Raw genomic sequence first — 19,193 nt, 5'->3', positions numbered from 1 at the left:
CTCTTATATTCGATACAACCGTTTTTGATGCTCAATTTCCTTGTTTTTTCACATAACCCATCAAGCCGTGCAGCGTATCGACGAATTCATGGCCGCGAAAACGCCCCAACCCGCCATGAGCGCAGTCAATTTCGTTAAACTGAAACACCCTGTCCCTGCGGATACCGGGGCCGTAGATCAGAATCGGGACGGGTTCGCCCGTATGCTCGCCGACCTCGCATGGCGTCGAATGATCGGCGGCAATCGCAAGGTACGTATCGGCCGGTAATTGCTTTGCGAGCAAGCCTACCATGCGGTCAAACAGCTCGATTGCCTGGGCTTTTTCAAAAGGCTTGTTGTCGTGCCCTTTCAGATCGGGCGCCTTGAGGTGCACATAAACGAGGTCGTTGTCGGCAATTTCCTCCAAGGCCAGCTGTGCTTTGAGATCGATATCCGTGTCCATATTGCCGGTCATCCGTTCTGAAGTGACGGCTTTAAAGCCGGCCAAATGCGCCACTCCGAGCACCGTGCTTTCCCCCGCGATGCAGCTTCCTTTAAAATTCCGTCGCCGCACGACCGGCTCCAAATTCGCCATCCGTCCCGCGCCCCGGGTCAATATGAAATTGGCCGGAGGCAACCCTTCAAGGGCACGCCGCCCGTTAATAGGATGGCTTGATAAAATGTCATGCGAACGCTGCAGAAACAGGTTAAGGAAATACGCCGTTTTTTGCGCTTCCTCAGTTTCGTCTAGCGGCTCTACGTCGTAATACGGCTTGCCTTCGTGTGGGGCTTTCGGGTCGGAATCGCTAATCCGGTCGCTCAGCCCGCTGCCGCGTAAAATCAGCACCGCCCGGTGTTCGGTGGCCGGTTTGAAATACACTTCCACCTCATCCTCCAGCACCATCCCGTCAAGCGCCTCCGCCAGCTCCCGCGTATTGTCGCGGATGCGGCCGGCTCGGCGGTCCAACACAATGCCGTTTTCATCAACGGAGGCAAAATTGCAGCGGATCACGATATCGCCGTGCTGCACCTCCATGCCGATGCCCAGCGCTTCAATCGGCCCGCGCCCCGGATATTCGCCGGGCTGGAACCCGAACAGCACCATATGGCCCATATCGGTGCCAACCGGAATACCGGGTCCGACCAAATCCATCATGCCGGTGATGCCTTGTAACGCGAGCTTATCCAGATTCGGCGTATCGGCATATTCCAGCGGCGTCTTAAACCCAAGCTCGGGAAGCGGCCGGTCACCCAGACCGTCGGCTATCGCCACTATCGCTTTTTTGTAGTACATGGTGTGAGTTCCTCCTGAAAGTTTTTGCGCCAGCAAAAACTGGCTTCGTATGCATTGGCTGGGCTAAATGCCCAGCACTTTAAACCATGTAAAGATCGCCAGGCTGATTAGCGTCGCCCCGATAAAACAAGTCACGACGGCATATTTGGCCTGATCAAGCACGCTGAAGTAACCGGTGGCAAAATAGATCGTGTTCACCTTCGAATGCGGCGGCAGCGTAATCGTGTAAGTCAGCGTCATCGCCGATGCAAGCGCCAGCGCGACCGGATCCATGCCAAGCGATTTGGCCAAAGCGATAAAAGCCGGAATCAATATCGTCACGCGCACCGTTTTACTCGTAAAAATCAAGTGGCTGTACATGCTGATAAATACGACCAGTACATATACCCAAACATGGCTCATATGCTCCAGGCCAAGCCCTTTTACCACGCTTTTGATCACCCATTCCGCGCCCTTCGATTTCTCCAGCGCATTGCCCACCGCATAAGCGCCTGCAGCAAAAATCATTAAATCCCACTTGATATTGGCCTCTTTCCAAGTGAGCAGCCCCACCTTCGGCATCAGGCACAAGATAGCGGCGATGATCGCCGTCATAAATACGTCGATTTCAAAACCAAACCAGCTTTTATGGTAGTCCCCCGTCGCCCACAAAACCACGGTCAGCAGGAAAATGCCCAAGGCCTTCTTTTCGATGACGCTAAACCGGCCCAGCTTGACAAGTTCCTCCTTCAGTGTGGACATGACGCCTTCGAACGCCGCCTCGCCTTTAAACGAGAACAACTTCAGACCGATAAGGAATGTGAGCAGCATCGTAATAATCGCCGTTGGCATGGAAGCTAGCAGCCACGTCATGTAGCTGATCGAACCGCCTGCCTGCTCGTTAATAAAACCGACGGCGATAATGTTGCCCGAGGTCGCCGTCATGACGCCCGAAGTAGCGAGGGCATCGGCTTGCACTCCCTGCAGCATCATAATGCGGCCCAGGTTGCTCTCGCCCGGCACCGCTCTGTATACCTCCAGCAATATCATACAGATCGGCACCATCAGCGTAGCCCTCGCTGTCGTCGACGGAACAAAAAAGGCCAAAATAAAGTTGAGCGCCACAAGCACAAGCAGCGTTCTTTTTGGCGTTTTGCCAAACGCCGTAATCATCCACAGCGCAAATCGCCGCGCCAAATTCGACTTGATCATCGCCGAAGTCAAAATAAAAGCGGAAACCATCAGCCAGATGACGTCGTTGCCCAGCATGCCGAGCGCTTCCTCTTCCTTAAAAGTGCCCGTTACGCTCAGCAGTACGGTCGCCACCATCGAGGTTAAATAAATCGGCAGCGAGCCCGCCACCCACAAAATCAATGTGGCGGTAAATATCCCAAGCGCCCTTTGACCGGGTACGGTCATTCCCGCCGGGGTCGGCATGAAATACAAAATGAGCCCTACAATAAGCGCAATCGGGATGCCCCATTTCTTCAAAAACGCTTCCGTGCCGCTTTTTTTCTTGACGGAAGGCTCCAGCGGAGAATCGCTTAGCGGTGTTCCCCTTTCAACCATATTTCTTTCCTCCCAATACATATTTTTGATTGCGCTTTCATTATAGGTCGCGTATGATTATAATACAATTTGATTTAATTTCAGTAACCATAAGATAATCTTATAGTTCATTTGTGAGTATGCCGAAATGAGGTCGTTTTATGAATATCAACAAACTCCATACATTTTTAACCTTGGCCGAATGCCTCAATTTTACGGAAACCGCCGACAAGCTGTACTGCTCGCAGCCGGCTGTCAGCATGCAAATTCAAAGCCTCGAAGACGATCTGGGGACCCCGCTCTTTGACCGCATCGGCAAAAAACTGTTTCTCACCAGCCATGGCAAGCTGTTTAAGCCTTACGCCGAACAGATGGTCAATTTGCTTCAGCAGGCGAAAGAGCATCTGAAGCAATCCGAAAGCTTAAGCACGGGTACCTTGTCGTTTGGCTCCAGCAACTTTGTCGGCGTCTATTTGCTTCCGGCGGTGCTCAGCAGCTTCAACAAACGGTATCCCGGCATTCACATCAACATGAACATCACATCATCGCAGCAGCTCATCTATATGCTGGAAACAAACAAGCTGGAGTTTCTCGTCTTGTCCGATCATATTAAAGTGGACGAAACGTTATTTCACTCCAGCACCTTTTACCGCGATGAGCTTGTGCTTATCGCCCCTTCAAGCCACCCTGCCGCCGGCAAAAAAGATTGCTCCGTGCTGGACTTCTCCAATGAAACGCTGCTGCTCAAGCCGCAAAAATCGGCAACAAGATCGTTTCTTGACACGATGTTCAGCCAGTTTGGCGTCACCTTCAACCGTTTCATGGAAATCAGCAACCTGGAGGCGATCAAGCAGGCCGTCATCCATGGGCTTGGCATCTCCGTAGTATCCAAATTTGCCGTGCAGCACGAGATCGCAAGCGGCCTGCTGATCGAAATTCCGCTCCGGGATGCGGCCTTCCGCCGGGGCATCCAATACGTTCACTATAAAAACAAACACCTGTCCCCAGCCGCAACGCAGTTCATTCACATGCTTGATAACGTCGACGCCCATCTGATCTCGGCCAAGACTCCATAATGGAAGGAGACCGCCACTGGTGCGCGAATTATTTTTCAATCGGTGGTGTCCCTCTGATTTCTTTAATGCCCCCCGCTTGAAGCAACTGGACCAGTGGGCGAACGTCCAACGTTGTCAGGATAAGAAGCCGATGGCCCCCAGTATCGCCATTGCCACAGGAATCGTCACAGGTATGATCAAGCTTCTTTTATGCGCCGCGACTCGTTCTGGACATAGAACCATCCGGATGGATAACAAACTGAGGGAGACTGTCGATTCATTGTGCATCACCCAACGTTGAAGGGGCTGCCTCTCTAATGGACATGGGCGCTGCTATGTATACCAAATCTGAGGTTTGCTCAATGCGACGGACACCAGCGCTCTTATTCGGCCCATCATCGCGGTTTCCCCGACTTTTTTGGGCAAATAAAGTCGCTCCGGTCCGTTAAAAATGATAACCCTGACTTTTTTGCCAAATAGGTGCGCTCCGGTCCGTTAACGTCGGAGCATGACGTTTGTATACATAAGACCAACCAGAGCGACGCATAATGTCCGTTACAGACAGACAGCCAATGATCAACTTTAATCAAAATCGAATCGAAGTCTAAGTACCGCTTCATTTGCTGCGTTCAAGCATTTTATGGTTCCGGTTTGCTGCGTTCAAACATTAAATAGTTCCGGTTTACTCCGTGAACCCGATATGATTGCGCTAATTCAGCCAATACGCGATCTGAATATCAGCCATCATTTATCATTCCAACACGTGCGATTCCAACGTGCGTAATCCCAAGCGCGCTTTGCGGCTCTGCGTGGCCGTCGGCTGCCCCCGCTATCCTGACGACATTAGGCGAACGCTCCCTGCCCCCCGCTATCCTGACGACATTAGGCGAACGCCCCTGCTTCCTGCAAATCCTGACAACATAAGCGAACGCCCCTGCTTGCTGCGAACCGATTCGCATACTCCGTGTTCTTTTGCCGGAACAAATAGCCGTTATCCGAAAACTATAACTTCTTTACCGATTCCTTTATCGTTACTTTCTCGGCTTGATCGTATATTTCATAAATCTCAAAAGTGCCCTCTTCAAAAAACAGCGGAAATCTTCGTTTAAACCACGACTGCATCGGGTAATCCAGCGCTTCCTTAATCGGAATCCACTTCAATTCGCCTTCGGGCGGATTTTCCAGCAACTCCCCCTCGAAGGAGTCGGCCAAATAATTAAACACCATATATCGGCAGTTCTGCTTGGGATCAACAAATTCATCAAGCCCTTTGTAAACAAGCCGGCCGACTCTCAGCCCCGTCTCTTCCCACACTTCGCGCGCCGCCCCTTCCGTCAAGCTTTCCGGGAAGTCGACTTTTCCACCGGGACCGATCCACCCCGGAAAGCCGCGTTCATTGGGACGATTGATTAGCAGCACCTGATCGTTATTTCTCACCAAGCACATCGTATAAAGCATTGTTTTTATGTTATTGACGTCCCCAGATGCCATACGGCAATTCTCCTTTGTCATCTAAAATTCCAGCCGCTGATGCAATAAACCTGATCTTATCGGTTCTATTCTACCATAAACGGATTTGTTCGCCGCAATGCCGTCATTCTCGCTCGTAAGCTCGTCCGCGAGAAAACAAGCAGCCGCATGCTTGTTGATCAAAACCGCCGAAATTCATGCCCCTGTACGAGCGGCAAAAAAGAAAATAGACGGTACAAAGCTGATCGCCATCAGTTGTACCGCCCGGATTAACCATATTCATCGTAGTTTTAAAAAGCTTTTTTCTCAATGCGGTTTGAAGTTAACCTACTCCATTCAGGGTAAAAACCGAAAAACTGAAATTCGCTTATCATGCGCCGCCCATGGCGAAGCTGAAGACAAGCGCGCGATGCCGGAGGCTGCTCTCAAGACAAGCTGTAGGTCATTGCCGCCAAACCGGCGTTTTCCAGCGCCAGTTCGCCGTCGACATACAACCGATAGCCCACCGGCAAACCGGCTGCAGCCGGGTCGTCCCCGCGATTGTACGTGATGCTTATACTGCGGCCGGCCGCACGGATGCGGTCAAGCCGGAAATACGACAAGCCGATGTCTGCCGGCTCAAGAACAAGCCGGTCCTCTTCGACGCGCAAGCCGGCGATATGGCGGATCACCAAATCGATGTAATAGGAATGATTGTAGTCGACCTCGTCGCTGAGCGGCTCTCCCGTTTGGCTGCTGTAATGCTCGACCAAATACGGCTCGCCGAGCTCCCTGCCCCGGTAATGCAGCAGCGAATATTCGCGGAACAGGCGGCCAAACGCCTCCTCCCACGGTCCGCCTTCGCGTTTACCGGCGAGCGCCAGCGCATCCAATACGATGCTGTTGGTGTACGGCCATGTCGGGCCGTCCCAAACGCAGCCGTTTCTTCCCTTGAAAAAGCGGCCCTGCCACCCTCCTTCCGGTGCGTATACGGGACAATCCGCAGCGACCGAAGGAAACGGGCATGGGGTCGCGAACTCACCTTCAGTCAGAGCGTGATGAAGCCCGTCTGCATGGCGATCCCCGGTCATTTGCGCCCAATACGGATAAAAACCGACGATATTTTTCACCCACGCTTTCTCATCCGTTTCGTAATGCAAATCGTAAAAAAAGCGCGTCTCTTCATCCCACATTTTATCCAGCACATCATGTTGAATCCGCTCCGCCAACCGCTCGAAATGCTCCGCATCGGGGTCCCCCGCGGCCCGGCACAAACGCGATACGCCGACACTGTTCAAATAATGATAAACCGAGCGGTCCACGCGTTTTAACGGCGTAAACGTCTCGGGATTTTTGCAATCCTCGGGGTAACCGTGGAAATACCAGTAGCTCGGCTGGTATTCCTTGCCCGTACGGTTGTGCGTATATTCGGTCAGCAGACCGTCAGCCGGATTGCCCAGCTTGGCCGCTTCGCCGTCGACCTGCCGTTTCAGCGATTCGAGCATGGTCTTGACCAGCCCGATATCCTTGCATACCAAATAATGCTGATACACGGCCCAGCCCATAAAATTGGCGTACGAATGAAGCGTTTGGTTGACGAACAGGCAGTTGTAAAACCCTTCCGCATCCTGGCTTGCCTTCATATTCAGCATCGCCCCTTCGCTGGTGGAGCCGTCAGCGTGCCAACGCGACTCCAGCAGGTGCAGCGGCACTGTCAGCGGGATCATTTTGCTGAATTCCCAGCCTTTGGGCGCCAGCGGCGTCTTGCTCATCTTGTGGGAGCGGCCCTCGTAAAACAGCGGATGCTGCAGCCGGCCGCAGCGCGGGTCGGCCAAATTATGCCGCAGCACATACCAGCGATACGACCACGTTGTATTAAGCAGCGGCTCATTGCACACAAACGACGGCGCCCGGTCAAACCATGCCTGATACGCCTGCTGCTGCTTGGCGATAACGGCGGCCGGATCCTGCGGTTGGGCGACTAATACGTCAAGCCGCTTTTGCAGCTCGGCCGGTTCATCCGCGCCGCGCAAGCCAAGCGAAGCAGCTACGATCAGCCGGATAGTTTCGCCCGGCCGCAGCGTCAAGCCGCCGTACAACGCGGGATGGCTTGTTTTCAGCATCGCCGCTACGGCATAATCGTACTGCGGCACTTCGAGATAACCCAAGCGGTAAGCGCCGGATTCGCCGGGTAGGCCGGGTGCAGCCAGTGTATCCAGCACATCCTGCTTCTCCGCTGCAACAGGCGTGCCATTGTTATCCGATGCGCCCGATATACCCGTCAAAACGCCGTCCGGCGGCCCTGCCAATTCGTCCCGCTCCGCATCACCCGCCGGTTGCGTAAACATAAGTTCCTCCGGCACCAAGCTAAGCTTGATGTCGGTACTCCCGGTATTGGTCCATGTCTGGCAGGACACGGCGCAGTCTTCCCACGTAATAAACTTTGTTTCTTCAAACTTCACTTTCCCGCTGGCAAACCGCATCGTCATCCGGCTCGGATACCAGTTTATTTCCAGCGGCTCGTAACTTTGCACCGCATCACAGCGGACCGTAAACAAGGAAGGCAGATTGATTTTATGAATAAAATCGATAGCCCCGGAGAAACCGGGCGCCGGCCACAAAAAATCGGCCCATAACCTGGCTCCGGTGGAACCGAGCAGGCATGCCTTCGGCATTGTGCGCAAGCTGCGTTTGCCGCCGGCCAGCGCGGCATCGATGGGCAGCTCCTGAAGCAATTCCCGCATGTGCATGGCGAAGCCCTCCTCCCGTCCGTATTGCGTCACAACTTCAGAATCGTGCCGCCGATATAGCGGACGCCGCCGTTCATCTGGATCGGGTCGTCTTTACGGTTAAAATAATACGTCGCCAGCACTTCGCCCGGACGAACCTCAACGGTGCGCGGGTATCCCAAATCTTTGCTGCCGCCGTCGTCGCGCAGGATCAGCTCCGGCCCCCACGTCCGCCCTTCGTCTTCGCTGATTTTGGCGCGAATGCCAAACGGCGGGATACGGTACCCGTATACCGCAAGCAGCCGTCCGTCCTGCAGCAGCGTCAAATGCACCGTATCGCCATGCTCGTTGATTCGGGAGCGGAGACGCCATGTAAATCCGCCGTCTTCGGACACGTATACCTCGCTCCAAGCTCCCTCCATAGATGACTTGCAGCGCACGGCGACAACAATCGTGCCGTCCGCAAGCATGACCGGCGAAGGGCAAATTACGCGGTATTCGCCGGATGCCGGCATATACGAAAGCAGCGTCCAGTTCACCCCGCCGTCATAAGAGCCGTAAACGACAGGCCGGTCGTACGGATTATGCTGCGGTTTGGCCGTAAGAAACAGCAGCACCGAGCCGTCCGGTCTGACCAGATACGACGGCCTGCCTTGGAAACGCGGGATGTTGCAAGCCGGCAATAAAGCGGCGGCTCCCCAACTGCGCCCGCCGTCGCCGGACAACTTCACCCATGCCTTCGCGTCGGGAGCGCCGGAATTCGGCGTCGTCCAGCAACTGAGCAGCGTGCGGGGATCGCCGAAGGAAACGCCCGCCACTTCGGGCGAAGCTCCAAAATTCAGCTGTTCGTTGATTTCAATGTTGTCGGCCAGCGTTTCCGGCATTCCCCACGTTCGCCCTCCGTCCTGCGATCTTACTGTGGCGATCCGCCCGAAAAACTCCACCCTGCGGTGCGCAAGCTGCTTTGGATTCGCATAATCGCAGTCGATATTCATAAAACCGACCAATATATCGTTTTCCGCTATTTTCCACATCCCGGCGTTAAACGGCCATGAGCTGAATTCCCGCTCATTCCGGTAAACGGTCAGATGTTCCATGTCTTGGGGCACAACCGGTTTAAAATCGTTTCTATTTACGTTCATATCAATCACTCCTTATGCGAGCAGCTTGCGGTATAGAGCGCGAATATCGTCCATACCGACCTGCTTCGGATTGTTGTTCAGCAAACGGGTGACTTTGGCCGCAGCCACGGACAAAACTTCGATGTCGTCCTCTCGAACTCCATACTCCCGTAAATTTTGCGGAATATGCAAATCTGCCGTCCAGCTGCGAATTTTGCCGATAACGGCTTCCGCCGCCCGCTGCGCCGAGCCGGCTTGCGCTTCCGGCAGCTTCATCGCCGCAGCGACGTCGGACAACCGATCTACGATCGCATCAAAATTAAATTCCATCACATGGGACAGCAGCATCGAATTGGCTACGCCATGCGTGATGTGGAATTTCCCGCCTAGCGGATACGCCAGCGCATGCACGGCGGCCGTGCCGGAGCACGATAACGCCATGCCGCCGTACATCGAGCCAAGCAGCATCCGTTCTCTTGCCGGCAATGACGTTCCATTGCCATACGCCTCCTCAAGGCTTGCAGCAATCAGCCGGATCGACTCCAGCGCAAACATGTCGCTGAGCGGGTTCCCTTTGTTCGATATGTACGATTCCAGCGAATGCGTAAACGCGTCCATGCCCGTCGCGGCCGTAATCGGCTGGGGCAGCGTAAGCGTCAGCACGGGATCAAGCAGCACAAGCTGCGGGTACAAATAAGGACTGACCACCGCCAGCTTCAGCTCCTCCTCCGGCAGCGTGACAATCGCGTTGGGCGTCACTTCCGAGCCGGTGCCCGAGGTGGTCGGGATCAGCACCGTCGGAATGCCCTTTTGCCGCACCAGGCCCGTTCCAAGCATATCTCGCACGCCCATACCGCTTGTCGCCATCACCGCAAGCAGCTTGGTTGCGTCCAGCACGCTGCCCCCGCCGACGCCAATCATTACGTCGTAGTCAGCTCCCGCAACCGCCTGCTCGTAGATGTCCGTCAGCTGCCGTTCGGTCGGCTCGGGCGACACGCCGCAATACATGGCGCTGTGTATGCCCTCCTTCGCCAATGCCTGCGTCAGCGTATCGACGAATCCCGAACGCTGCATCGAAGGCTGGGAGACGATGAGCGCCGAGCGGACATCCCCCAGTCTGTTCACATATGGGGCGCATTGCTCGGCGGCATGCGCTCCCAGCACCATTTTACCGGCCGTCTGAAATTCAAACAAACTCATCTGCGCCGTTCTCCCCTCTTGTAATTCGGCTTATCCTTTTAACGAGCCGACAAGCATACCTTTTGTAAAATACTTTTGCGCAAACGGGTATACGAACAATATCGGAAATATCGCAAGAAATATGGTAGCGGCTTCGATATTGTTGGGCAAAATCTGAAACCCGTTGACGGTCAAATTTTCAAATGAAGTGCCGCCATCCCGTTTAATGATCAACTTGTACAAAACAAGCTGAATCGGATGCAGCTTGCTGTCCTGCAAATAAATAAGCGGCACCATAAACGCGTTCCAAATCGATACCGCGTAAAACACGCTGATCGTTGCCAGCACCGGAGTCGACAACGGGAAAAAGATGCGTCCCAGCATTTGCAGATCGTTGGCGCCGTCGATAAACGCCGATTCCTCCAGCTCGCCGGGAATGGCGTCCAGAAACGACCTTGTAATGATCAGCAGAAACGTGTTGATCGCCCCCGGAATCAGCATCACCCAACGCGAATTGACAAGTCCAAGCGCGTTATTCACCAGGTAGTTCGGAATTAGACCGGCCTCGAATACCCACGTAAACAGGAACAGCAGCATGATGTAATAACGACCCTTCAGCCTTTTGCGGGACAACGCGTAAGCGGTAATAAACGTCAGCGTCACGGCGATCAACGTTCCCGCCACCGTGTAGAACAGCGAATTAAGCAGCCCTGTCGTGATGCCAAGACGCGGGTTGCCAAGGATATAGCGGTACGTCTCGATGTTGAAACCGACCGGCCAGCCGTATACCTTGCCCGATATGACGGCAAGCCCGTCGCTTAAGGAAACCGATAAAATATTAAAAAACGGATATACGCACACGGCCGCCAGCAGCAGCAGCAGCGCGTTGTTTACGAAATCAAACACATATAATTTACGTTGGCGCATGACGAGTCCTCCTTAAAACAAACGCGACTCGGAGTATTTTTTGGAGATTTTGTTGGCGCTGACGACAAGCACCATCGCCACAATCGATTGAAACAGTCCGACCGCAGCGCCAAAGCTGTAATTCGGAAATCCTCCCGAAGCAAATGCTTGACGGTACACGAAACTTTGAATTACGTCGGCCGTTTCGTATACGCTCGGATTGTACATAAGCAGCACTTTATCCAGATCGACCGAAAGGAACGAGCCGATATTCATGATCAGCATAACCACAATAATATTCGACAGCGAGGGCAGCGTAATGTAAAACATTTTGTGCCAGCGGTTCGCTCCATCCATTTCCGCCGCCTCATATTGATGCGGGTCGATGCCGGTCATCGCCGCAAGATAGATGATCGAAGCGTAACCGAAGGAATGCCAGATGTTCAAGCTGACGTACAAGCTGCGAAACCAGCCGGGTTCCGCCATGAAAAATACCGGTTCCACGCCGATCATTTCCAGCAGCCGGTTGACGATCCCGGTTTGCGGCGACAAAAACGTATACACAATGCTGACCGTCACGGCGGAGGAAATAAAATAAGGGAAAAAGCTGAGCGACTGGACGACACGTTTGATCGCCATCTGCCTAACCTCGTTTAAAAACAGCGCAAACAAAATCGGCATCGGAAAACCAAACGCCAGATTATAAATCGCCAGCAGCAGCGTGTTTTTCAGCAGCACCAAAAAATAAGGGTCTATCAAAAACAAGCGAAAGTTTTCCAGACCGACCCAATCGCTGCCCCGTATGCCCTGAAATGTGTTGTAATCTTCGAAGGCGATCACCAGCCCAAACAACGGGGCGAGCTTAAACACCATCAGGTGGAGCAGACCCGGGACAACTAACAGATAAAGCAGCTTGGCGTCCCATATTTGCTGCCACAGCTTTTTCCGGGTTCCGGTCCGCTTAAGCAATCCCGCTTGAAAAGAATCGGCGTGCGTCTGATTGATATCCATACAAAAACTCCCGTATCGTATTGGTTTCCGGACACCGCCTCTTTCGGCAAGCGGCGTCCAGATAAGCAGGAAGCTGCGAAGCTGTTATTTTACCGCATCGTAGGCTTTTTGATCGATTTCGATAATTTTGTTGTAACCAAGGCCGTCCATTTCTTTAAGGAAGGCGTCCCACTCGGAGAGCGGCCGTTTACCCGTGACAAATTTGACGAGATTGGCTTTGATCGCTTCGTTTACTTTGGCGACAAGATTGCTTCTTTCCTTCTGATCTTCGGTCGAATATTTCAGAATCGGGAACGTCTGCGCATATTTGCTGAAATAATCGTTGGCGTACGATTTGGTCAAGCTGTGATTCCACTCGTAAAAAGCTTCGTTGTTGACCGGGATCGGGAACGTCAGCCGGTCCTGGAAAAACGTCCAGCTTGGCGTGCCAAGCGGTTTGGTCGATTCGTCGTCGAAACTCATGGTAAACTCGTTTTTGCCCCCTGCGTTTTTCTTGAACGTTGTGCCTTCTACACCCCAGCCCACCAAGGTTTGCCCTTGCTCGGAATACATATAATCCAGGAATTTAATGATACCCGGCGCTTTGTCGGCCGACTTCGCATTAATCACAAATGCGCGGTCCGTGCGGTAGTTCGGCACAGTCGGGAATTTGGACTGTTTCCCCTCTTCATCAAGGAAAGGAGGCAGCACTTTTAACGAATAGTTCGGATCGTTTTTCACGCCGCCATTCACCAGAAACCAGGCCGGGCGCGTATAGAAGTCGTTGCCGAACACCAGGTTGCCGTTCAGCATCTTGGTTTGCCACGCTTCCTCCGTCGCGAGTCCGGAGATCCATTCCGGATCGACCAGCTTTTCGTCATACAAGCGGGCATACCACTCGATCAATTTTTTGAAACCGGGCGCCTTAATGTCGCTGCCTTGACCGCCGTTGTAAATGCCGTGCACCTTGCCTCCGGCATCGATCGAATCCCCGGCGCCGAAGGCGGATTGGAATCTCAGGAAATCGTCGCGGCCTCCAAACGGGAAAAAGTTTTTATTGTCCTTGTTTGCTTCTTTTAATTTGCGCAGCACATCGGTAAACTCTTGAATCGTCTTTGGCTCGGAGGTAATGCCCGCTTTCTTGAGCAAATCGTCGCGGTAAAAGGTCACATTGGAAATTTTCGGGTATTCGGGAACAAGCGCATATATTTTGCCGTTGCTGCTTGTAACCAGCTTCGTAAGGTCCGGATGCTGGTCCATAAATTTCTTAATATTCGGGCCGTATTTTTCGATCAGCGGTTTTAAGTCGAGAAAAGCGCCCTTCGTGCCATATACGTCGGCTTGGCTCAGCTGCACGATACCGGCGTCGGAAAAATCGCCCGAGCCGATTTTCAGGTCGGCGTTTTTGTAATAAGTGTCGCCATCGCCGCCTGCGACAAGCTCGACCTCCGCCCCGGTCTGTTTCAGCAGCACGGGAATCCAGTTCATGTCTTTCATCCAGTTGACAAATTTCCCCGGAAGCGTATAAGTGAATTTGACAGGCTTAGCCTGTTCGGCAGATGCCCCGGCGGCGGCTCCCGCATCCTTCGGAGCGGCTTCTTTTCCGGGTGATGCGGACGAACACGCAGTTGTGCCGATCAGCGCGGCCATCACCGCAAACGCCACCCATTGTTTCGGCCTGCCCCGCAAACCGCCGGTATGCCTGGCAGCCTTTAGCTTCTTAGGGCCCTGTGACTCATTCGAAACCCTTGTACGTTCTAAACTTTGCGAACACTTTGACACCATCATCAAACCTCCCTTTTTTCATGCGCATCGCTCGAAGGATGCGGTTATATGGATACGTATTTTAAACGCCTATTTGCGGCCAATGCCGGATTCGGAAACGGAAGCGCTTACTGAGTTTCCATTACAAAACGCAGCTGATTTATGTTCCTTTCACCCAGTTTTCGGACACAATCAGATGTTTGATCCCCTGCCGCCTTCCGTAAGCGAAAGCCGCATGAATCAAGCCGTCACGGCTCTGCGTAATCCAAGGGTACTCGTACCGGCTGTTAAGTCTTTCGTTTGCTTCTCCGCAGTAATTGTCGCCGGTTTCCAGATGCCGCCGGAACGGCCATGTCGCACCTTCGTCTTCGGAGATGGCGATCGTTACCGGGTAACGTGTCATGGGCCAAACGGTAGCCTGCGGATCATCGCCTCCGCTCGCATGGTTGTAAATGACCGCGATCGCGCCGCTTTGCAGCCGGATGGCACGGATGGACGCGTTGTTGTTGGGCAGCGGGGTTCGCTCAGGTTCGGACCATGTGCGTCCGGCATCCGGAGAACGGCTGATATAGATACGGTCCGCCGCGCGGCTGCGGAAAAAAGCGAGCAATTTATCCCCTTCTTGGCCGACAATCGAGGCGTGCACCCTGCCTCGGCTGCCCGGAACCGGATATTCCCGCCATGTCGCGCCTTGGTCGCATGAATGCTGAACCACGCTGTAATCGCTTCCATATTCCGTCTGGCCGTCCGACACGCTGTACCACATCGGAAACAGCCAGCTGCCGTCGGTTAACGGAAAAATCGGCGCCCGGCAGAACGATCCCGGGTTATTAAACCATGTTTCCGACGGCGTCCAAGTCTCGCCGTTGTCCTCCGAGGTGCGGCAGCGGATCACCGACGTCTCCTGCCGTGTGAACGTCTTGCCAGGGTGCAGGCGCTTGAATTCCTCGCGGCTCATTTCATGTGTTTCCTGGGCGGTGTATAACAGCAGCAGCTTGCCCTCAGCGGTTTGAAACAGTACCGGATTTTGCTCCGAACGCGTATCGTCGTCCGATACTTTTACCGGCTCGCTCCACCGTTCTTCTCCGGCAAGCAGCCTCGACATCACGATATGAATGTCGCGTCTGCCTTCTTCCGTATACCCGGCAAACCAGACGGCAAGCAAGTCCCCGTTGTTCAGTTCGGTTAAGCAGGGAGCATGATTCACTTTAAACGGGGTAGGTATATACGCTTCGGCTCCGCCCCACGCGCAAGCGCGCAATATGCCGTCTTTGCCGATCGGCTGGTCGATCAACTTCCATCGGGATGACATGTGTCCGCCTCCGGTTCTATTTTTATTCAAAATTCAACCTTATCCAATCCGGTTGCTCCGGGCCGTTTCGGGGCTCTGGAGAACGCCCTGCTCCGTATAAGCGTCGATCAGCACTTGCAAATCCTGCCTGCGCGCTTCCGGTAAAGCCCCAACAGGCAAACGGCACGGCCCCGCCTGCAGCCCGGCCATATTCATCGCTTCCTTCAGCACGGAAGGCAAAGTCGCCCACTGAAACGCGCCGCGTATACCTCTCAGCTGACGCTGCAGCGCTTCGGCTTCCTCGTATTTCCGCTGCTTCCACAGCTCGTAGATGGAAACCGCCAGCTCCGGGAATAAGTTCGCCGTTGCCGCAATCGCACCTTTGCCGCCGGACATCAGCGTCGATAAAATCAGCGAATCGGTGCCGGCAAGAACGGAAAAATCCGGTCCGGTTGCCTGCAAATATTGCTGTATCGTATCAAAGCTGCCGCTGCTGTCTTTAATGCCAACGATGTTGGGTACCCGGGACAACTCCGCCACAGTGCCGGGCTGCAGTGAATTGCCCGTGCGGGCGGGGATATTGTACAGCAGAATCGGCAGCGAAGTCGATCGGGCTAAAGCCGTGTAATAGTCGATCAGTTCCTTCTGTGTAAATGTCAAGAAATACGGGGTAATGACAGACAGCGCATCGGCGCCCAACTGCTCCAGCTCTTTCGCCAGCCGAATCGTCTCCGCCGTGCTGATACAGCCCGCTCCGACGTATACGGGTACCCGGCCCGCCGCTTCCTGAATGACAATCCCGGCAACCTTCAGCTTTTCTTCGTAACTTAATGAAAAAAACTCCCCGTTGGTGCCGAGGCAAAATATGCCGTGTACCCCTGCGGCTAAAAACCGGTGTACCAGCTGCTTAAGCGCTGCTTCATTAATTTCCTGCCTGTCGTTAAACGGCGTTACCATCGCAGGTATAATTCCTTCTGCCTTAAACATGCGCACTCTCCTCGCGTGATGGAATTGTTCTTCCATGTTTCGTATTGTATGTTGTATATATCATTTTCACAAAGAAGAAAATGCCATCGATACCTTGCTTGAACAGCCATTGTTGGAGCTGCTCCCATAACCCATGTTGCGGGGGGAACCGTTGACGAGCGCTTCCCCTATGAGCGGGCCTTGCCGCCGAAGCCAGGGCGTCCCGCTTTGTTCATCTGCCTTGCTGCTATCGCCGAAGCGCCTTGTTGACGGGCATCTCTGCGATACAGAGGCATCCCTAACATCATCGTCGACGCGGATCATCTTGCCTTTCAACGAGTGTCGCCACTATCGTCGGACCGGTTCGCCTTGTTGACGAGCATCTCCGCGTTGCCAGACCGGTTCCCCTTGTTGACGAGCATCGCCGCTACAGCCGGACCATCCACCCTGCTCTGCTCAAGCGCAATTCCGGCTATCGCCGGAGTATCCCGCACTTGCCGGGTTTACGGCCTCAGACTACCCCGCTGTTTTGCTCAATGGCCTTCAGCAGCCGTTCCTTCGAATCTTCCAGATGAAGATGGATGACCCTTTTAATATCCTGCGTTTCTCCGCGCCGGATCGACTCCACAATTTCGCGATGCTGCTTTTGCGCCACTTCCACCATCTCATTGGAAACGATCGACGATTTATACGTGATATACCGGTAGTTCATCGTGCGCAAATACATCTCGATATTGTTTTTGTTCTGGCCAAGCTCCATAAATTCAATGTGGAACTGCAGATTATAATCTTCTTTCAAATATTCGTCGAACTCATTATTCTCCACCTTCTCCAAGGAACGGTTCAAGATATTTTCCATTCTGGAGAGCCCCTGCTTCAGCCGGTCCCGATCGAGACCCGCCAGCTTCTCGACAACCCAATATTCGAGCATAAGCCGGGTGTCCATAATGTTGAGCACATCGTGGGCGGTAATGGCAACGACAAACGTGCCTACCTTGGATACGGTCTTGACAAGTCCTTCCATCTCCAGCCGGTTTAAGGCGTCGCGTACCGGCGTACGGCTGACACCAAGCTGCACGGACAACTCAGGAATCGACAGTTTCTGATTGGGATTGAATTTCCGGCGGATGATGTTTTCTTTCAGCAGCGCGTATGTTTTATCCCACAAATTCGTTGTGTCGATTTTAGGCAATTCCACTGTTTGTTTCACCCCCTCTTAACATGTTGTATACAACATACTTAATGTAATTTGATATTATCCAAGTTCATAACATATGTCAATCGTTTTTTTGGCGAAAAAAGGAAGCGGCATACAACCCGCTCCCTCATTTTCCAAGCGTATAGTCGGTCGGGCTGATGCCCGTCACGTTTTTAAATACCCTGCTGAAATAAGCCGGGTCGGAATAACCGACCATCTCGCTGATCTCATAGATCATATACCGCTGCGTTTTCATCAAGTCTTTGGCCCGCTCAATCCGGTACAATGACAAATAGTTCGAAAAGCTGTCGCCGGTCACGGTTTTAAAAATGCCGCTCAAGTAGTTTCTAGTCAGATGCAGTTCGTCGGCCAGCTTGCTGAACGAAATGTTGTGCATGTACTGCTCGGAGACGGCCTTTTTTACATATTGCACATAGGTGATCTGCTTGCCGGCATCGTTTTTTTGATCCAGCAGCCCGTGCAGCTGTTTCAGAATGTCGGAAATATGGTTCATAAGCGATTGTCCGTCCTGTGCAGACTGCAGCGTTTGCAGAAAACCGGCGAGCATCCCCAGCTCCAGCTTAGCCGTTCCTTCCTCCATCACGGACAACACAAGTCCGTTGATCATCGTAATACACACGGTCTTGATGTATTTCAGCGAATACCGCTGCTCGTTAAGCAGCGCCGCTTCGATTTTTGCCCAGCGCTGCATGACGTACGGCAAATCGCTGCGCAGCAGCGCTTCCGATAGCTGGCGAACCTGCTCAAGCGGATACGCCGGCCAAGCTTCTCCGGGGTATTCACCGGCATGGCGGGCGTCGAATATTTTTTGGTAGCCCTCGTATTCCGCCATCGTCAGCAGCTCGCGCGATTCCTTGCAGGACAGCGGATACGAGCTTATCTCCCCGTACCAGTGCCCGATGCCGACATTGGCGTTTAACTCCAAATAAGTGCCGATACTGCCGATCAGCTCTTCCGCGACCCGCTGAGCTCTCGACAGCGTCTCTTCCCGCTCCCCGAACATAACGATGGAAAGCCGGTCCTCCATATAACGAAGCACATACCCTTGTCCCGCCTTCGCTACGATCTCTTGGGCGACATTGTATGCGGCGAATTTGTACAGCTGCCAATCTTTTTCCAGTTCGGTTTTCTGCTTCCGTTCGCGGTGAAGCATCAAGCTCATGACAAGCCCGCCGTGAAATACGCTCTCCTCCAATTGCAAAAACTGAATTTTGTTGCCCGCCGCATCTTTGCGCTTCATTCCGATCGTGATCATATCGAATAAAAACTGTTCGCGCAATATCGGAACGCTTTGCTCAAGCTGATGCAGCAGGCCGTCGAAGTACTGCTTTTTCCTGTCGGCCAGCGCTTTTTCGCTTAACACATCGTTTAATACTTTCTCAATTTCCGTAAAAACCGCCGGCTTCAAGATGTACTGCGCCACGTCGAGATGGATCGCTTCCTTGGCGTAATCGAACTCCCCATACCCGCTCAAAATAACCACAGGCAAATCCGCATCCACCGTTCTTATTTGCTTGATCAGCTCAAGCCCGTTCATTCTCGGCATATACACATCGGTCATCAGCAGATCGGGCTTGCTCCGCTGAAACTGCAGCCAAGCCTCCTCTCCGTCATGCGCCGTCACGATCTCGTCGATGCCAAGCCGGTCCCAGGCGATCATGCTTTTTAATCCGTTCACAACAAATGCGTCGTCATCGACCAGCAATACCTTCATAACGCTTCAC

The 19,193-nt window shown here is 53.3% G+C and carries 15 protein-coding genes; 1 reads left to right on the top strand and 14 read right to left on the bottom strand.

Going from position 1 to position 19,193, the window contains the following annotated elements; translation table 11 throughout:
• Positions 1-31: 31 nt before the first annotated feature.
• Positions 32-1,273: a 2,3-bisphosphoglycerate-independent phosphoglycerate mutase gene (gene apgM / locus EYB31_RS10940; protein WP_131013364.1), complete on the bottom strand. Its 1,242-nt coding sequence runs from the start codon at positions 1,271-1,273 to the stop codon at positions 32-34.
• Between the two features lie 63 nt (positions 1,274-1,336).
• The gene (locus EYB31_RS10935; RefSeq protein WP_131013363.1) at positions 1,337-2,821 is read right to left on the bottom strand and encodes an SLC13 family permease; all 1,485 of its coding nucleotides are present in this window, start codon (positions 2,819-2,821) and stop codon (positions 1,337-1,339) included.
• 140 nt (positions 2,822-2,961) lie between these two features.
• Here EYB31_RS10935 and EYB31_RS10930 point away from each other — a divergent pair, with 140 nt between their 5' ends.
• On the top strand, positions 2,962-3,876 hold the full coding sequence (locus tag EYB31_RS10930; protein WP_131013362.1) for a LysR family transcriptional regulator: 915 nt from the start codon (positions 2,962-2,964) through the stop codon (positions 3,874-3,876).
• Between the two features lie 981 nt (positions 3,877-4,857).
• On the opposite strand, the gene EYB31_RS10925 is transcribed toward EYB31_RS10930, so the two are convergent.
• From EYB31_RS10925 to EYB31_RS10875, 12 genes are all read right to left on the bottom strand, one after another.
• A complete protein-coding gene (locus EYB31_RS10925) occupies positions 4,858-5,346 on the bottom strand; it encodes an 8-oxo-dGTP diphosphatase (protein WP_131013361.1) in 489 nt (162 codons plus the stop codon).
• A 404-nt stretch (positions 5,347-5,750) separates the two neighbouring features.
• Positions 5,751-8,054 carry an MGH1-like glycoside hydrolase domain-containing protein gene (locus EYB31_RS10920; protein ID WP_131013360.1) on the bottom strand — a complete coding sequence of 768 codons (2,304 nt, stop codon included), beginning with the start codon at positions 8,052-8,054 and terminating at the stop codon, positions 5,751-5,753.
• A 29-nt stretch (positions 8,055-8,083) separates the two neighbouring features.
• Positions 8,084-9,175, bottom strand: a complete 1,092-nt coding sequence (locus EYB31_RS10915) for a sialidase family protein (RefSeq protein ID WP_206105453.1) — start codon at positions 9,173-9,175, stop codon at positions 8,084-8,086.
• 12 nt (positions 9,176-9,187) lie between these two features.
• Complete coding sequence (locus EYB31_RS10910; RefSeq protein ID WP_131013359.1) at positions 9,188-10,354, bottom strand: iron-containing alcohol dehydrogenase; 1,167 nt, start codon at positions 10,352-10,354, stop codon at positions 9,188-9,190.
• Between the two features lie 30 nt (positions 10,355-10,384).
• Complete coding sequence (locus EYB31_RS10905) at positions 10,385-11,260, bottom strand: carbohydrate ABC transporter permease (protein WP_131013358.1); 876 nt, start codon at positions 11,258-11,260, stop codon at positions 10,385-10,387.
• A 12-nt stretch (positions 11,261-11,272) separates the two neighbouring features.
• Positions 11,273-12,250, bottom strand: coding sequence for an ABC transporter permease (locus EYB31_RS10900; protein ID WP_131013357.1), 978 nt, complete (start codon positions 12,248-12,250; stop codon positions 11,273-11,275).
• Between the two features lie 84 nt (positions 12,251-12,334).
• Positions 12,335-13,918 (bottom strand): extracellular solute-binding protein, encoded by a 1,584-nt coding sequence (locus tag EYB31_RS10895; protein WP_165452334.1) that lies wholly within the window; start codon positions 13,916-13,918, stop codon positions 12,335-12,337.
• Between the two features lie 235 nt (positions 13,919-14,153).
• Entirely contained in the window at positions 14,154-15,305 is a 1,152-nt protein-coding gene (locus EYB31_RS10890) for a sialidase family protein (RefSeq protein WP_131013355.1), read from the bottom strand.
• A gap of 39 nt (positions 15,306-15,344) precedes the next feature.
• Positions 15,345-16,271, bottom strand: a complete 927-nt coding sequence (gene dapA, locus EYB31_RS10885; RefSeq protein ID WP_131013354.1) for a 4-hydroxy-tetrahydrodipicolinate synthase — start codon at positions 16,269-16,271, stop codon at positions 15,345-15,347.
• Between the two features lie 311 nt (positions 16,272-16,582).
• Complete coding sequence (locus EYB31_RS40180) at positions 16,583-16,744, bottom strand: hypothetical protein (protein WP_165452333.1); 162 nt, start codon at positions 16,742-16,744, stop codon at positions 16,583-16,585.
• A gap of 17 nt (positions 16,745-16,761) precedes the next feature.
• Complete coding sequence (locus EYB31_RS10880; RefSeq protein ID WP_165452332.1) at positions 16,762-17,448, bottom strand: GntR family transcriptional regulator; 687 nt, start codon at positions 17,446-17,448, stop codon at positions 16,762-16,764.
• Positions 17,449-17,575: 127 nt separating this feature from the next.
• Positions 17,576-19,183: a response regulator transcription factor gene (locus EYB31_RS10875; protein WP_131013352.1), complete on the bottom strand. Its 1,608-nt coding sequence runs from the start codon at positions 19,181-19,183 to the stop codon at positions 17,576-17,578.
• Positions 19,184-19,193 lie beyond the last annotated feature (10 nt).

It is taken from the genome of Paenibacillus thalictri, assembly GCF_004307995.1.
Lineage (GTDB): Bacteria > Bacillota > Bacilli > Paenibacillales > NBRC-103111 > Paenibacillus_AF > Paenibacillus_AF thalictri.
Note: the sequence above shows the minus strand (reverse complement) of the source record. Positions and strands in the feature narration are given on the sequence as shown.

Coding starts and splice junctions, on each gene's coding strand:
- apgM (WP_131013364.1), bottom strand. CDS start 1,273: ATGTACTACAAAAAAGCGATAGTGGCGATAGCCGACGGTCTGGGTGAC.
- EYB31_RS10935 (WP_131013363.1), bottom strand. CDS start 2,821: ATGGTTGAAAGGGGAACACCGCTAAGCGATTCTCCGCTGGAGCCTTCC.
- EYB31_RS10930 (WP_131013362.1), top strand. CDS start 2,962: ATGAATATCAACAAACTCCATACATTTTTAACCTTGGCCGAATGCCTC.
- EYB31_RS10925 (WP_131013361.1), bottom strand. CDS start 5,346: ATGGCATCTGGGGACGTCAATAACATAAAAACAATGCTTTATACGATG.
- EYB31_RS10920 (WP_131013360.1), bottom strand. CDS start 8,054: ATGCACATGCGGGAATTGCTTCAGGAGCTGCCCATCGATGCCGCGCTG.
- EYB31_RS10915 (WP_206105453.1), bottom strand. CDS start 9,175: ATGAACGTAAATAGAAACGATTTTAAACCGGTTGTGCCCCAAGACATG.
- EYB31_RS10910 (WP_131013359.1), bottom strand. CDS start 10,354: ATGAGTTTGTTTGAATTTCAGACGGCCGGTAAAATGGTGCTGGGAGCG.
- EYB31_RS10905 (WP_131013358.1), bottom strand. CDS start 11,260: ATGCGCCAACGTAAATTATATGTGTTTGATTTCGTAAACAACGCGCTG.
- EYB31_RS10900 (WP_131013357.1), bottom strand. CDS start 12,250: ATGGATATCAATCAGACGCACGCCGATTCTTTTCAAGCGGGATTGCTT.
- EYB31_RS10890 (WP_131013355.1), bottom strand. CDS start 15,305: ATGTCATCCCGATGGAAGTTGATCGACCAGCCGATCGGCAAAGACGGC.
- dapA (WP_131013354.1), bottom strand. CDS start 16,271: ATGTTTAAGGCAGAAGGAATTATACCTGCGATGGTAACGCCGTTTAAC.
- EYB31_RS10875 (WP_131013352.1), bottom strand. CDS start 19,183: ATGAAGGTATTGCTGGTCGATGACGACGCATTTGTTGTGAACGGATTA.